Source organism: Bacillus ndiopicus (assembly GCF_000612805.1).
In the GTDB taxonomy this organism is placed as follows: Bacteria; Bacillota; Bacilli; order Bacillales_A; family Planococcaceae; genus Metasolibacillus; species Metasolibacillus ndiopicus.
This window is the reverse complement of the sequence record NZ_HG964404.1, coordinates 60,385-76,754: the sequence shown is the minus strand read 5'-3', so window position 1 is coordinate 76,754 and position 16,370 is coordinate 60,385. Positions and strand designations below refer to the sequence as shown.

The 16,370-nt window shown below is 36.7% G+C and carries 12 protein-coding genes; 4 read left to right on the top strand and 8 right to left on the bottom strand.

The features are described from left to right. The first annotated feature begins 183 nt into the window (after positions 1-183). The 4 genes from parE to TY13_RS05035 all read left to right on the top strand — a co-directional run bounded on the left by parE (position 184) and on the right by TY13_RS05035 (position 6,907). Complete coding sequence (gene parE, locus TY13_RS05050) at positions 184-2,151, top strand: DNA topoisomerase IV subunit B (protein WP_042472652.1); 1,968 nt, start codon at positions 184-186, stop codon at positions 2,149-2,151. Positions 2,152-2,154: 3 nt separating this feature from the next. Beyond that, positions 2,155-4,584, top strand: coding sequence for a DNA topoisomerase IV subunit A (gene parC, locus TY13_RS05045; protein WP_042472650.1), 2,430 nt, complete (start codon positions 2,155-2,157; stop codon positions 4,582-4,584). A gap of 179 nt (positions 4,585-4,763) precedes the next feature. Continuing rightward, on the top strand, positions 4,764-5,951 hold the full coding sequence (locus TY13_RS05040; protein ID WP_042472646.1) for an MFS transporter: 1,188 nt from the start codon (positions 4,764-4,766) through the stop codon (positions 5,949-5,951). Between the two features lie 50 nt (positions 5,952-6,001). Next, positions 6,002-6,907, top strand: coding sequence for an EamA family transporter (locus tag TY13_RS05035; RefSeq protein ID WP_042472644.1), 906 nt, complete (start codon positions 6,002-6,004; stop codon positions 6,905-6,907). Positions 6,908-6,910: 3 nt separating this feature from the next. Here TY13_RS05035 and TY13_RS20845 read toward each other — a convergent pair whose 3' ends face one another. The 8 genes from TY13_RS20845 to cdaS all read right to left on the bottom strand — a co-directional run bounded on the left by TY13_RS20845 (position 6,911) and on the right by cdaS (position 16,360). Then, positions 6,911-7,084, bottom strand: coding sequence for a hypothetical protein (locus TY13_RS20845; RefSeq protein ID WP_195891665.1), 174 nt, complete (start codon positions 7,082-7,084; stop codon positions 6,911-6,913). Then, positions 7,081-7,623, bottom strand: coding sequence for a DUF402 domain-containing protein (locus TY13_RS05030; RefSeq protein ID WP_042472641.1), 543 nt, complete (start codon positions 7,621-7,623; stop codon positions 7,081-7,083). Before TY13_RS05030 ends, TY13_RS20845 begins: the two co-directional genes overlap by 4 nt. Before the next feature lie 64 nt (positions 7,624-7,687). Beyond that, positions 7,688-9,229, bottom strand: coding sequence for a solute symporter family protein (locus TY13_RS05025; RefSeq protein WP_042474100.1), 1,542 nt, complete (start codon positions 9,227-9,229; stop codon positions 7,688-7,690). 8 nt (positions 9,230-9,237) lie between these two features. After that, the gene (locus tag TY13_RS05020) at positions 9,238-9,558 is read right to left on the bottom strand and encodes a DUF485 domain-containing protein (RefSeq protein WP_042472639.1); all 321 of its coding nucleotides are present in this window, start codon (positions 9,556-9,558) and stop codon (positions 9,238-9,240) included. Positions 9,559-11,009: 1,451 nt separating this feature from the next. Then, entirely contained in the window at positions 11,010-12,866 is a 1,857-nt protein-coding gene (locus TY13_RS05015; protein WP_042472636.1) for an alpha/beta fold hydrolase, read from the bottom strand. A gap of 57 nt (positions 12,867-12,923) precedes the next feature. Beyond that, entirely contained in the window at positions 12,924-13,490 is a 567-nt protein-coding gene (locus tag TY13_RS05010; protein WP_042472634.1) for a TetR/AcrR family transcriptional regulator, read from the bottom strand. A 696-nt stretch (positions 13,491-14,186) separates the two neighbouring features. Further along, positions 14,187-15,242, bottom strand: a complete 1,056-nt coding sequence (locus tag TY13_RS05005; protein WP_042472632.1) for an ankyrin repeat domain-containing protein — start codon at positions 15,240-15,242, stop codon at positions 14,187-14,189. 497 nt (positions 15,243-15,739) lie between these two features. Then, complete coding sequence (cdaS, locus tag TY13_RS05000) at positions 15,740-16,360, bottom strand: sporulation-specific diadenylate cyclase CdaS (protein WP_074432931.1); 621 nt, start codon at positions 16,358-16,360, stop codon at positions 15,740-15,742. Between the last annotated feature and the right edge of the window lie 10 nt (positions 16,361-16,370).

The following is a 16,370-nucleotide window of genomic DNA, read 5'->3' as shown; positions in this document are numbered from 1 at the left end:
ATTTTTTTTGTTTTTGCAGGAAAATATATGTTATAACGTGAATAGTAGTAAAGCATTCATTGAAAAACTGAATGCTTAAATGGTACAATGACTATCTGTGTAGAGGTTTAGCTTATTGACAGCTAAGCTTATTCTTTGTACGATAAAAGAACAGAACGTTTGTTTGGTTTAGGGGGTATTTGTTTGGTGAAAGAACAACCAATCGCATACAATGATGATGCGATTCAAGTGTTAGAAGGCCTAGATGCAGTTCGTAAACGACCTGGTATGTATATTGGGTCAACAGATGGGCGCGGGCTTCATCATTTAGTCTATGAAATAGTCGACAATGCGGTAGACGAGGCACTAGCAGGATTTGGTGCACATATTATTGTAAAAATACACGAGGACAACAGTATTAGCGTGCGCGACTTTGGGCGAGGAATGCCTACAGGTATGCATAAAATGGGGAAACCGACTCCTGAAATTATTTTCACTGTTTTACATGCTGGCGGAAAATTCGGACAAGGCGGCTATAAAACGAGTGGTGGATTGCACGGTGTAGGTTCATCCGTTGTAAATGCTTTAAGTAGCTTTTTAGAGGTAACCATTCATCGCGATGGACAAGTTTATCGCCAACGCTTTGAAAATGGCGGAAAACCAGCTACATCACTTGACATTATCGGGAAATCAAAGGAATCAGGAACACTCGTTCATTTCTTACCAGATGCAACGATTTTTTCTGTTACGAAATTTAATTATGATACATTAGCTGAGCGTTTACGAGAATCTGCCTTTTTATTAAAAGGTTTAAAAATTGAGCTAATCGATGAACGCCCAGAAGGTCAGCATGAAGTATTCCATTACGAAAATGGTATCGAAGCATTCGTCACTTATTTAAATGAGGAAAAGGATGTTTTACACCCTGTTAAATATGTAGAAGGAATGCAGCAAGAAATTGAAGTAGAGTTTGCCTTTCAATTTAATGACGGCTACTCCGAAACGGTGCTATCTTTCGTTAATAATGTTCGTACACGTGACGGCGGAACGCATGAAACAGGTGCAAAGGCAGCGATGACGCGTGTCTTTAATGATTATGCGCGAAAAATTGGCTTATTAAAGGAAAAGGATAAAAACTTAGAAGGTGCAGATGTTCGTGAAGGCTTGACTGCAATCGTCTCAGTTCGCATTCCTGAGCATTTACTGCAATTTGAAGGGCAAACGAAAGGCAAGCTTGGTACAAGTGAAGCGCGCTCGGCTGTAGACGCTGTTGTATCGGAACAATTATTTTACGTGCTAGAAGAAAATGCTGAATTATCAGCATCGCTTGTGCGTAAAGCGATTCGTGCACAGCAAGTACGTGAGGCGGCAAGAAAGGCCCGTGAAGATGCTAGAAATGGTAAGAAGAGCAAAAAGGGTAGCACGCTATTATCAGGGAAATTAACGCCTGCACAGTCGCGTAATGCTGCTAAAAATGAGCTTTATTTAGTCGAAGGGGATTCGGCAGGTGGCTCGGCAAAGCAAGGGCGTGACCGTTCTTTCCAGGCGATTTTGCCATTGCGTGGGAAAGTTATTAATACGGAGAAGGCCAAGCTACAGGATATTATGAAAAATGAAGAAATCGCCACAATTATTCATGCGATTGGTGCTGGTGTTGGCTCTGATTTCGCTGTAGAGGATGCGGCATACGATAAAGTTGTGATTATGACCGATGCTGATACTGACGGTGCACATATTCAAGTGCTACTCTTAACGTTTTTCTATCGCTATATGAAACCGCTTGTTGAAGCAGGGAAAGTATATATCGCTCTGCCACCACTTTACAAAGTATCAAAAGGAACAGGCAAAAAAGAAGTAATCGAATATGCTTGGACTGAAAATGAATTAGATGCCGCTATTAAAAAAGTAGGAAAAGGCTATGTTCTTCAGCGCTATAAAGGATTAGGTGAAATGAACGCGGACCAGCTTTGGGATACGACGATGAATCCAGAAACGCGCACATTAATTCGCGTAACAATTGATGACGGAGCACGCGCTGAGCGTCGTGTTACAACATTAATGGGTGATAAAGTAGAGCCTCGCCGTAAATGGATTGAAACACATGTCGACTTCGGGATGGAGGATGAGGTAAATATTTTAGATAGCGAATTCATCCATCATGAGGGGGACTAATCAATGACAACAGAGAAATTTCAAGATTTACCTTTAGAAGAGGTAATGGGAGACCGTTTTGGTCGCTATTCAAAATATATTATTCAAGACCGCGCATTACCTGATGTACGCGATGGTTTAAAGCCTGTACAGCGCCGTATTTTATATGCGATGTTTAACGAGGGGAATACACATGATAAACCATTCCGAAAGTCAGCGAAAACTGTCGGAAATGTAATCGGTAACTACCATCCACATGGTGATTCCTCCGTCTATGAGGCAATGGTGCGCATGAGCCAGGATTGGAAGGCTCGCCATATGCTGATTGAAATGCACGGAAATAACGGTTCTGTTGATGGTGACCCAGCAGCGGCAATGCGATATACAGAAGCGCGTTTATCACAGGTAGCTGCTGAAATGCTGCGTGATATTGGAAAGCGCACAGTAGACTTTGTACCAAATTTCGATGATCAAGATGTTGAGCCAACTGTTTTACCAGCACGCTTCCCAAACCTGCTGGTAAATGGCTCTACAGGGATTTCAGCGGGCTATGCGACAGATATCCCACCGCATAACTTGCAGGAGTCGCTAGATGCAGTTTTAATGCGCTTAGACAATCCTGAATGTACAGTAGATCAATTAATGACCGTTATTAAAGGACCGGATTTTCCTACGGGCGGCATCATTCAAGGTGCAGATGGAATAAAAAAGGCTTACGAAACAGGAAAAGGCAAAATTATTATTCGTGCAGCTGCTGAAATCGAAGCTATTAAAGGCAATAAAGAGCAAATTGTTGTTACTGAGCTACCATACGATGTGAATAAAGCGAATTTAATCAAAAAAATTGACGAGCAACGTTCTGATAGACGTTTAGAGGGCATTGCTGATGTTCGAGATGAATCGGATCGCAATGGTTTACGTATCGTTATCGAAATGAAAAAGGATGTACAAGCGCAGGGTATTCTAAACTATTTATTAAAATCGACGGATTTACAAATTACTTATAGCTTTAATATGATTGCTATTTATAATCGCCGTCCAACATTAATGACGTTACCACTTATGCTTGACGCTTATATCGCGCACCAAAAGGAAGTAGTGAGCAAACGCTCGGCCTTTGATTTGGCGAAAGCAAAGGACCGTCTACATATCGTGGAAGGCTTAATGAAGGCGTTATCCATTTTAGATGAAGTGATTCAAACAATTCGTTCGTCTACTGATAAACGTGATGCAAAAAATAATTTACAGCAAAAATTCAATTTCACTGAAGTACAATCAGAGGCAATTGTTAGCTTACAATTATATCGTTTAACAAACACTGATATTACAGAGCTACGTGCAGAGGAAGAAGAGCTAAAGAAGCTTATCGAAAAACTAACGAATATTTTAAATGATGATAAAAAGCTTGCACGTGTTATTAAGCAAGAGCTATTAGATGTACGTAAACGCTTTGCTGAGCCACGTCGCTCTATTATACAAGCTGAAATTGAGGAAATTAAGCTAACGCTTGATGTGCTCGTACCGAGTGAGGAAGTCGTTGTCACGGTAACAAAGGATGGCTATGTCAAACGCACAAGCCTCCGCTCGCATAGCGCATCAAACGGGCAAGATTTCGCTATGAAGGAATCGGATTATTTATTATACGAAGAAACATTAAATACGCAGCATTATTTATTGTTATTCACGAATAAAGGGAATTATATTTATCAGCCTGTACATGAGTTACCAGATATTCGCTGGAAGGATCTTGGTCAGCATATTTCAAGCATTGTCCCTCTAGATGCAGAGGAATTTATTATTGAAGTGCTAGGCATTGAGTCATTCCAGCAAGATGAAGTTTATATATTCACAGCGACGAAGGACGGGCAAATAAAACGTTCGCCACTTGCAGATTATGTCGTAACACGCTATTCAAAACCGGTGAAAACGATGAATTTAAAAGATGGCGACGAAATGATTTATGTATCCCTGTTATCGCCTGAGCAGGAAATTTTATTAACAAGCAATACAAGCTATACAATCCGCTTTGCTGTAGAAGAACTCCCTGTTACGGGCGTTAAAACAGGCGGTGTAAAGGGGATTGCGCTGAAAGATGGTGAATACCTGGCAGCGGCAAATTTAATTGACCGTCAAAGCGATCAAGAGCTTGTCGTTGTGACGCAGCGCGGTGCAATTAAACGTATGAGTATTCATGAAATCGAGCTTGGCAACCGTGCCAAACGCGGCGTTGTTATTTTAAAAGAACTAAAAGCAAATCCGCATCGCATTTATGCAGTATTACTTGTGAATGCGCAGGATAACGTGTTGCTCGAAACAGAGCGAGGCACTCAAGAAATGATTCAAGTAGCAAGCTTATCGCGAGCAGATCGCTATTCTAATGGTTCACTAAGAATAGATACTGTAGCTGATGGAGCATTAATAAGAGCTGTAATAATCAAAAAAGAGATTCAATAATTCAAAGCCATCATCGTAGAATTATACGGTGATGGTTTTCTCTATATTTGCAGTGGATTTTAAAAAAATCTAGACATAAACAGTGGATTCGCCTTCGAACGATATTGACATTTTCCTTAGATTACTATATCATTCAATTTATTTCGGGTTTCGTTATATTGTAGAAAGGACGATAGTAAATGTGGAAAAATAAAAATGTATGGATTGTGTTAATCGGGGAGTTTGTTGTCGGTTTAGGCCTTTGGGCAGGAATTATCGGCAACCTGGCATTTATGCAAGACACTGTGCCCTCTGATTTTCACAAATCACTTATACTAGCAATAGGTATGATTGCTAGTGTTGCAATTGGTCCATTAGCAGGGCGTATTATCGATGCAACTAGTAAAAGAAAGGTATTAATACTGGCAAGTGCAGGGCGAGTTGTATCTGTCCTATTTATGTTTGTTGCGCTTGCGACAAACTCGGTCGCATGGATGCTGTGCTTTTTAATAAGTCTACAGCTAGCAGCAGCCTTTTATATGCCTGCATTACAAGCTGTTATACCCATGATTGTAAAGGATAAAGACTTGATTACATTAAACGGTTGGCACATGAATGCACGTACAATTTCTCGCATTGTAGGTACGGCTGCTGCTGGCTTACTATTAAGCTATTTCGATGTAAAATGGCTTTATATTACCTCAATGATTGTCTATGTGCTGATGCTAGGTATTATGTTTATGCTCGATTTACAAGAGCAGGAGCAACCGATTCAGACAAAAGGGAAGAGCAAGGGGAGCTTTAAGGAAGTATATCCAATGTTAAAAGAGCAGCCCGTTGTTTTAATGACGCTCGTACTAATGGTTATCCCTATTTTATTTTTAGGCTCATTTAATTTAGTTATTATGAAAATTACGGAATTACATCAATCTCAAAGCTTGTCAGGCATGATTTATGCAGTGGAAGGAACTGCCTTTATGCTAGGTGCTGTTTTTATTAAACATTTGACAAAAATAGCGAACACAGGCACGATTTTATTTATTTCCGTTTTTATTATGGGAGCGATGGAGCTAATGCTATTTTTAGCAGATATTAAGCTATTTGCTTTATTAACATTTGCTTTATTCGGTTTTACTGTAGGATGCTTCTTCCCAACAACGATGACCATTTTCCAACGACAAGTACCGAAAGACTATCATGGCCGCTTTTTCTCCTTCCGTAATATGATTGATCAAGTATTATTCCAAATTGTACTACTTTCAACAGGCGCATTGCTTGATTTAATTGGTTTGCAATGGATGGGCGTAACATTCGGTGTATTTAGTCTCCTTCTAAGCACTTATTTCTTTATTGTTATGAGAAGTAAAAAGATTGAAATGGCGATGTAAAAAATCTAAGAAAGTCGTATACTAGTAGTAAATAGAAGGGAGGAGAAGCTGTGGCTATAGAAAACCGTGGGAAGGGGATTGCACTCGTTCTCCTTGCCGCGTTATTTTGGGGGATATCTGGGACGGTATCACAGTATCTATTCCAAACATTGCATATGAGCACAGAATGGCTTACTACGGTACGCTTATTATGTGGTGGACTCATTTTATTAACAATTGCATTTCGCAAGCTTGGTACTGGTATATTTCATATTTGGCGACAAAAAGCTGATATTTTAGCATTACTTATTTTCGGTGTAATAGGCATGATAGGTGTGCAATATACATATTTAGCTGCTATTAATTACGGAAATGCAGCAACTGCTACAGTATTACAATATTTAGGCCCTGCAATTGTCACTGCCTATTTTATCATTTTAGCAAAGCGCCTTCCAACAATGAAAGAGCTTTTAGCTGTAGGCTTCGCATTGTTCGGGACATTTTTACTTGTAACGCACGGCAATATTAATTCCTTATCTATATCTACAGAGGCTTTTATTTGGGGGATATTATCTGCATTCGGTCTAGCGTTCTATACGATTCAGCCGATTCAATTATTACGCCGCTGGGGCTCTATACTAGTAGTAGGCTGGGGCATGATGATAGGTGGTATTACATTTAGCTTTGTCCACCCACCATGGCAATTTGAAGGGGAGTGGCATTTCTCAGCACCTTTCGCTCTATTGTTTGTTATTGTATGTGGAACAGTAATTGCCTTTTATAGCTATTTAGAAAGCTTAAAATACTTAACACCTACAGAAACAAGCTTACTCGCTTGTGCAGAGCCACTATCAGCAGCAGTAACGTCTGTCTTATTTTTAAGTGTTGCATTTGGTTGGCTCGACTGGCTAGGAACATTTTTTATTTTAGGCACCATCGCCATCCTTGCAGTACAGAAGAAGAAAACCATTTCCTAGAGATTACTCGTGGAAATGGTTTTTATATTTCTTATAAGTTTGGTCAATCGTTTCTTGCCTTGTTTTTGTTTTGCGCTCATGCGTGGAGAAAGGGGCCGTACCGCGTTGTTTTGTTACATCTGTGCCACCTGCACGTTGCTTTGCAAGGCGTTTCTTTTTTGCTTTTGATTGCGTCATGTTATCACCTCATTTAATAGCTTATTACGATGCTGTGAGCTCATAAAAAAATACGGGAAGCTTCCTTCTTCAATCTGTGCTAACACCTGGTTAAACACTTGATAGGCACGCTCGTATTGCTGCTGTGTAATCAAATTACTAGCAAGAGCCCATGCTAATTCATCCTTATCCTTTTGAATGACCTCGCCAGTAGGGAATACAATAATATCTAAAAATAAGTCATCCATATAAGGAATGCCATTTTCAACGCCACTCTCATATATAATATCAATATACCATTGAACAATTTCTCCGTCTTGATTAAACATCGTCGTAATAGCGAAATTTTCATTAAAAGGAAGCTGTTGAAGCCATGAATAACGATTATCAACAATGCATATTTCTTTATCTAAATGCTTTGTTATGAGTGGCTTTGCAACTTCATGCATTTGAATTAATGAAATATAGCCCTTAAAATTCTCGTCATTTATCTTCATTTCTTGATAATCTTTGCGAATAATTCTTTGCCAATCATTTCTATGTAGATAGCGTCTTTTCAATAGATTGCACCTCCTTGATGAAAGAAAGACCGTACAGAAAAATTTCTATACGGTCTTAATAATTTTAGTGAGAAACATCTTGTACAGAAATACCAGTGTTTGCTTTTACATCTACTTCACGGTATTTCGCTTCGTCTGTTTCTTTCGATAATAATGTACCAATCCAACCACCGATGAAGCCTAATGGAACAGAAATTAATGCAGGGTTTGTTAACATAATTAATGGCTCACCTACAAAAATAGCTTTTCCTTCTGGACCCCAAACGTTTGGTGATACTGCTACTAGAACTAACGCAGAAATTAAACCTGTTAACATAGCAGTAACGGCACCAGTCGTATTAAAGCGTTTCCAATAAATTGTGTAAATAATTACTGGTAAGTTAGCAGAAGCTGCAATACAGAATGCTAGAGATACTAAGAAGGCTACATTTAATGTTTGCGCTCCTAATGCTAAAACGATTGATATGATAGAAATTGTAATCGAACCAATGCGAGCAGCAAGAACTTGCTCCTTTTCTGTAACTTTACCTTTTTTAATAATTTGACCATAAATATCATGAGAAAGGGCAGATGCGCCTGAAAGTACTAAACCAGCAACTACTGCTAAAATTGTAGCGAATGCTACTGCGCAGACGAATGAGAATAAAATATCTCCACCTAATGCTTCTGCAAGAAGTGGGGCAGCCATATTACCAGCTGCGTTCGCTGCTACGATTTTGTCTTTACCTACGAATGCTGCTGCACCGAAACCTAAGAAAATCGTTAAAATATAGAAAATACCAACAATCCATGTTGCCCAAATTACTGAAGAACGAGCTGTTTGAGCATCTTTTACAGTGAAGAAACGCATTAAAATATGAGGAAGACCTGCTGTACCCAATACTAATGCAATCATCATAGAAATTGTATCAAGACCTTGTGAGTAACGTAAACCAGGATTTAAGTAAGCCTCACCATGTTCTGTAGCTGAAGCCATATCTGTGAACATTTTTGCAATGCTGAAATCGAATTTCTGTAATACTAAGAAAGAAATAATAACTGTACCAAGCATTAATAAACATGCTTTAATAATTTGTACCCAGCTTGTTGCTGTCATACCACCGAATAATACGTAGATTGTCATCATGAAACCTACTAAAAGAACCGCTACCCAGTAATCGATTCCAAGCAATAATTGAATAAGTGCGCCTGCACCAACTAGTTGTGCAATCATATAAAATAAAACAATTGTGATTGTGCTTAATGCTGCTGTCCCACGTACCTTAGCTTGATCGAAACGAGCTGTAATCATATCAGCTAATGTGAAGCGACCTAGATTACGTAATGGTTCTGCTACGATGTAAAGAACTACTAAGTAAGCTACTAAGTAGCCTAGTGAGAAGAAGAATCCATCAAAACCGAAAAGGGCAACTGACCCAGCAATTCCTAAGAACGATGCTGCTGATAAGTAGTCACCAGCAATAGCAAGACCATTTTGCCAGCCTGTTAAACCTCCGCCAGCTGTGTAGAAATCGCTTGCTGAAGAAGTGCGCTTTGAAGCCCACCAAGTAATAACTAATGTTAATCCCACGATCGCAACGAAGAACGCGACCGCTGTATAACTCATACCGTTCATCAGTTATTCCCCCTTTCATATTCCTGAATAATTGCTTTTGCTTCCTTATCAAATGTTGACGCTTTCGCGACATACAAATGAGCAAGACTCCATGTCATAATGAAAAGTCCTGCAGCATAAATCCATACCCATGTAATGTCTCCGATTGCTTTTGCGTGTAAGATTTTTGTGTAAGAAGTTAACAATGGTAATGTCATGTACGCAATTAGGAAAATGATTGCTAGTGTCCATACGAAGGAGTTCTTTTTCTTTACTAGCTGTTTAAAAGAGTCAAGTTGTGCAATTTTGTCATAATCAATGTTCTTTTGTTGATTCCCCATAAATCTTATCCCCCCATTTTTGTCTAAAATTACTGCATCTTGTATGTAAATCCCTCTATCAAGAATTTACAATTTTCATTCTATTTTACTGTTCACAAAATTGCAATAGTTTTTAAAAAAATTATGTGAAAAAAATTTTTAAAAAAGTAACTTGAGCGAGAAAATTTATAGAATTGGGGGAGAGAAATATGTTTTTCCGAGTATGACATTATTTTAGAAACGTTGATATATCAACGTTACAAAAGCTATTGACAAACAATAAATATTCTCTAAAGAGAAAATTTTAGTTTTTTCGACCGATTTCCGCACCTTTTGAAAGTATACTTTTAGAAAGTGTTTTGCATAAAATTAATATAGTCTAATAAGTTTTTTTAATATATTTGCATATAAAAAAGCAGGTGGTCATCTTTTAATGAAAAAAGGTGACTTGACAAATTAAAGTGATACATCGGATACATAAATTCCTGTATATTACTTTTTAGGTGATATTTAAAATGATTAACAACTATGATTAATCTATAACAATATAATAATGATGTTAAATGCTGAAACAAAAATGGAATAATGCTGTCCGAAAGTAATGATTCGCTCATAAACACGGCAAATTCGCACGCAAGATTGGTCGCATGTTATTTATTAGCTTTGACACAATCAAACGCAATGCGCAGTCAGATGGATGTCACAAACAAAAGAAAAATCTGGACTAAAGTTAGCTGAGGCGTAATTAATTAAACATGAATACGTCATATAGAACAAATTTTCTCATTTCATCTCACTATTTAAAGTATACTTATTAATGAAACATAACTTCCTATAATTTATATTATGTAAACTAAAATTATTTGTCGTGGAGGAGGGCTTAGATACGTCAACTACCCACAATATCTGTACTTTTCGATTTGTAATGCGATAACTCTCCTTTTTAAGATTTTGTACAGATAATAATTATTGTTTAATACGGTAACCAAAACATCAATTTAATCTCTGTCATCTAATGGTATTTTGAACAGGAATGTGTATTCTTCACCTTCATTAAGAAAGCTTAAATTATCCAATTCAAGTACTTTCTTAGAGACTTCTAATTTACAAATTTTACACATCGGTTTCATACTAAGGACCACTCATTTAAGTCCACTATCTGTTAATAATATACCACCGTTTCAATATTCCCAAATAAGCTGACTTTCTTAGGTTATTTGAAAAAGAAAAAGATAGGATCTCTGTGGAATCCCATCTTGAAGTAAAGCACCTCGATAGTTTACGTGTATTCTTTCACAAACTTGTTTATTTTTCACTTAACGTATTGTGGGAATGCAACCTTTATGTACGCTGTAATTGATTAGCTGTTAGACTCTTAAGTAAATATATCCAGCGTTCATGTAGACAATCTTTTTTTCAAACAGTACGACTACACAACAATCTTCCTAACCACTTTTGTTTATCCCACACTCTCATCTGCTAGTACTACTATTTTTTATTACCAAATTAGCCGTTTCACTCGGATGGTTAAGAGGAAAATGATGACCATATGGAACAAAATCAACCTTACCAAGATGGGAAGGAGCAGAATAGCCTTTGTCATAATCCCCCCAAATAATGCGAAGATTATACTTTATTACTTCATTGAAATCACCTTGAACGTTTTTCAATAGTAAACTGTTAAGCTGAACCGTAGTATTTAAAATTCTAGGAGAAGTAAAACTGTTACTTATTTTTTCAATATAATGTTCAGGGATGTTCTCCTTATTTTCAAATAAACCATTACTTAATAAATAACGCTCTATCAAATTAGTAGTTGCCAATTTCAATATCCATTTGTTCATAAATTGAGGAACCTTTATCGATTTAGCATTTTTTTTAGCAACAGGTGGCTGAAGTAAAGTAATTGTATACTTCTTATCTATGTACTTTTGTACTAATGCTTCCAAAAGAATATACGCACCAAATGAATGACCAATTAGATGGGCACCATTAGTAGCTTTCTCCAATAACTTTTTCACTACATTCAAATAGATATCTAAAAGATTTTTCTCTCGTTTAAAAGGAGAACGTCCCAAACCTGGAAGGTCCATGATCCATACAGGTCGACCCGTTTTTTCATGAAGCTCTTTTCCTAAAGGAAATAAATCCTCTCCATCACTTAATAAACCATGTAATAAAATAAACGGTTTACCCTCTCCTTGTGATTGGTAAATGGTAGTATTATTACATAATGTTCGTTTAAATAAATGACTGTGCTGGCCATTTTGATACATCATGCGATAATCCAGATCAGCTATTACGGCTGGGAAAAATTTCATTACATTTGTCTCCTTAAACCAATCTTCTCCCATAATCTTTTTCGCTGAATCATTTGAAAATGTTCGATTTGTAATAAAGTTCAGCCCATCAGCAGGAATTTGAGTTATTTTGCTTATGCCACTATTCATAAGTGCTTTCATAAATGGCAATGGGGCAGAGATTTTAGGTGCAGTTATATTCATACTTTCTGACATAGCATCTAATAATTCTGAAATATTCTGATCATGTTGTTTATCTTCAACGAGTGTATATGTTTGTATAGTTGGTTGCTCCAATCTGAAAACCTGCACAATAAACTTTGCTAGTTCATCGTTTGCAATAAGTGGTAATCTATATTCCTTACCTCCAGGAATCACTGGCATGAGCCCTTTTCGCATACTCATCACAAGCAAGCCTAAGCCTTCTATTTGCTCCGTACTCCCTGTTTTACTACTCCCAACTACAGTTGGTGGATTAATTACTGAAAGCGGATAACCTACTGTTGATGCCTGCTGACGGATATAAAGATCTGCTAAAAACTTTGTTCTCTCATATGGATTTTTTATTTTCAAAAAATTGTTTCCTTCTTTAAACACATCTATCGCAATCTTGCTATTTTTATCATCAAAGGGACTCATATAGCCTACAACATGAATAAATTGTTGCAACCCCTTTAATTGATGAATATTTTTAGCTAATTCACTAATATGTTGGGCACCATTCAAAAATACAGAAGCTGCCACTTTGCTTGTCGCTTGAATATCCATTGGGCCTCCTGCGTGAATAATCACATCCGTTTTCAATACTAACTCCTTATCTTCAGCACTTAGACCCAAGTCTATTTTCGTCAAATCACCTTCAATAAAGTGCATAACTTCCTCTTTTAAGATGCCTCTTTCTTGATAAATGCGTGTTGCTTTACTTTTCGATCTCACTAATAGAAGAATTGTAACATTCTCTTTGGCTAATTCCTTCACTAATTGCTTTCCAATAAATCCTGTTCCACCAGTTAAAAATACTGTTCTCATATAAATCCTCCATTTAGTACTATACAGTACTAATTTGATGTAAAAAAAATGCTTCTTTTATCGAAGCAAGTTTAAAAAATGATCTGCTGTTTTCATGATTACAGTTGCATCCTTCAGTGTTTCTGAAATAAATAGCGCTCCTTCAAGATTTGTAATAAAAAGAGATGCAACCTCGTCAATATTAATTGTCTTTCTAAATTCACCATTCTCTATCCCTTGTTTAAGTAATAGAGAAACTTTCGTTTGTAATCCTACAAAAAAAAGACCTATTTTTTCTTTTACTTTTGTGGCATTTGTAGGGCTTTGAATATAAAGCGTGATAAATGGACAGCTCCCCTTATATTCTCTCGTCTGAACTCCTTGTGATAATTGCTTTAAAAACAATTGGACACGATCTTCAACTAATAATTGGTTTTGAGATAATAAGCTATCAATTGCAGATTGATACATTTCAATCCAATAATCAACGACCCCTTCCAACAATTCTTCCTTATTAGAGAAGTGATAATACACATTAGACTTTGAAACTTTGCTTACACGAACTAATTCATCCATGCTTGTATAAGCAAACCCTTTTTCTAAAAATAATGTTGCAGCTACTTCAATCACACGTTTTTGATTCATTAATTTTCCCCTTGTCATAATTAGTACTATACAGTACTATAATAGGTGTTGCAAGTATTTTGTTAGTTTAATAAAAAAATTGATCAAAAAAACCATACTTTAGATTTTACTGCTAAAAATTTATTTCATTTTAACAAAGTTGAACTGAACCGCAAAACTGTTTCTGAAACGTATCGAGATTCAGTAACACGTACCGTTGCCCTTCTCGATCGCTCTCACAACGCACAATAAAAGTATTTCGCGTTTTCTTATTTTACATAATCTAGGATAAATACCTCATTGATTTTCTACAACTATAGACTTTAGCTTTTCCTTATTCCTACAATATTTATATGTATTAAAGAACTCTTATGCAATATATAATACTATCCGTATTTCGGTTTCACTTTGTCTTCTATTAGTTTTTGCAAGATCATACTCAACTTATTATCTTAATTTAAATTTGATGTTGCTACCAACTAATTTGACCAAACCATCCACAAAATCATTTCATGATAATAAAAAAATCGATAAGGAGAAATACTCCATATCAACTTTTTATCTTTTGTTAAGATATAGTATCAAAAAAGGCAGGTCTCCCACCTACCCACTTACGTTGCATCACTTACGGCTTACTATCCCCTTTTCTTAGCGTTGAGTGCTTAGTAAAGAGAATAGTATTGTTTATAAAAATGCTTATTGGATTCATTAAATATGTTAGCGCTTATATTCGGGCTGTTCTAAAATAATCGGATTCGGATTGCTAAGTACCCATTGTACTGCCAACTCGCATAGTCTCGCAGGTTCCTCATCTCCATCACCATTGTGCAATTCTTTCGTTAAAGTGATAGACTCCTGAAGTGCAGCGGGATGTAATGGCGTACCTAACCTAATGTAATGATTAAAACTTTTGAGCATTTTACGAAAGTCATTATCCCAGTTGATGCCGCCGTTATCTAAAATTTCGTATGAGACTTTACCAGTAATACGAATAACCTCACCTTGTACAGTTTGCGCATGACCTTGCGAAGGAATTAATAAATCCCAAAGTTCCTTATGTTGAGCCTGCCAGCCCTTTGTACATACTGTTATTGGAGACGTACCATCATGCGTTTTTCGCTTCTCTACTGGTGGAACATCAAATAGCTCATAAAGGCGTGAAAGTGCCTTATCCGTTTCGTTCAAATATTCTTTATTAAAACCTTCTCTATGAAATTCAAAATCTTTTCCAATTCGCTTAATAGAATTTTTCATTTCCGGCGTTACAGCTATATTTGCGCTCAGAAAAATCTCAGAAACTTCCACTAGATCAACAATATTTATATTTCTACATACCGCTAAAGCTTTGTCCAAGGGCGTCTCATTCATCATATTTACCGCGTTAATATTTGCTCCTTTAGAAACCAATGTGCGCACTGAATTTGGTTTAAAAAAAGCAGCCGCAGCAAATAAAGGTGTTTCGTTTTGATAATCCAAGGCTTCTATATCTGCACCTAACTCAAGAAGCAATTCAATATTCCCCCGCCAACTTATTGCCTGATTATGTAAAGCTGATCTTTTGTAATAGTCTCTCGCATTTATATTTGCCCCCTGTTCCACGAGCCAGCGAACCAATTCATCCGGTACATTGAAAAAGCTTAAGGCTGTTGATTTACTATAACCATCATATGCATCTAGCTCGCACTTTGTAAATACCTCTTGTAATGCCGTAATATCACCTGCTTCAATTAGTTCATTAAAATTTTTCGGTAACGTTTTTCTCTTCCTTGCCATATGTATTTTCGCTCCTTACATTAGATTTTTGAATATAGTTCATCACGTCATTTACCATATATACCAACCTGAATTTTACCATGTTTTAATTTCTTTTCTAAGAGAACTTCGGATCTAGGTATTCTAATTTACCTGAAGTTCTCTTCTCTATATCAGTATATAGATACTTTTTATTTTAATATTAAATTATTCGCTTATTGTACATGAACAAGACTTTCTTGTCTTTTATGTGTAAAAAGGATGGAATCTCCAACTTTTAATATTCTTCAGTTTTATATACTAAAAAGTCCTCCTTATTGTGTTTCCCCTTCTCATATTCACTTAACTAAGCAAGTATATATGTAAAAAATACTTTAGTGGTAATTTTTCTATACTATGCTTTTCAAGCTTTGTCATGACTTTATATGAGGGCTGTAATTGATGCTGACCTGGCAGTTTGAATCATTTGCTTCCCTGTCGTCAATGAAATCGTTTTTGTCTTCCAATAGGGAAAGTCCCTATACAATGTCGTGTGTTGTAATAGGATATAAGTTGCCTTGAAAGGCGAAAGAAATTCTACCTGTTTCTTCAGAAACAACCATCACAAGGGCATCGCTTAACTCGCTTAACCCCAACGCTGCACGATGTCTTGTGCCTAACTTTTTTTCACCTGTATAACGCTCTGATAATGGTAAAATGTTTGCAGCGGACTCAATTTGATTATGATTTACTAGCACTGCTCCATCGTGTAACGGATTGCCGGGGAAGAAAATAGATTCTAATAATGAATGAGTTAAGTCTGCACCGATATGAATACCAGGCTGAATAAATTCCTCTAATGCATCTTGTCGCTGAATAACAATTAATCCACCATGTCTTCTCAACGACATATTTTGCACACTATGCGACAATTCCGGATACTTTTCTGTAAAAGGAGAAAGATAACAATTTAAATAAAACGTAGAAGCCTTCATTTCAATCGTCGTAAATCTCTCTTTAATTTTTTCAAAGTTGCCAAGGAGACAACTCGTATTTGTATCCATTTTTTCTACGCTTTGCTGCAAGGACATAATTACTTGGAGAAGCTCATCCTTTAATGTTTCTTTCATTGGTGAAAAATCACAATTTATTGGATTCACAAAAAGCACC